We start from the raw sequence: 282 nt of genomic DNA on the forward strand, positions 1-282 counted from the left end.
GGCCCAGACTCCTACGGGAGGCAGCAGTGGGGAATATTGCACAATGGGCGCAAGCCTGATGCAGCCATGCCGCGTGTGTGAAGAAGGCCTTCGGGTTGTAAAGCACTTTCAGTAAGGAGGAAAGGTTAAGTGTTAATAGCACTTAGCTGTGACGTTACTTACAGAAGAAGCACCGGCTAACTCCGTGCCAGCAGCCGCGGTAATACGGAGGGTGCGAGCGTTAATCGGAATTACTGGGCGTAAAGCGTACGCAGGCGGTTTGTTAAGCGAGATGTGAAAGCC

At 53.5% G+C, this 282-nt stretch carries 1 rRNA gene; it reads left to right on the forward strand.

Annotation, left to right across the window (positions count from 1 at the left end):
* A 16S ribosomal RNA gene (locus tag JIG37_RS22925) occupies window positions 1-282 on the forward strand; the annotation flags it as partial.

It is taken from the genome of Pseudoalteromonas sp. bablab_jr010 (assembly GCF_016464105.1).
Taxonomy (GTDB): Bacteria; Pseudomonadota; Gammaproteobacteria; order Enterobacterales; family Alteromonadaceae; genus Pseudoalteromonas; species Pseudoalteromonas simplex.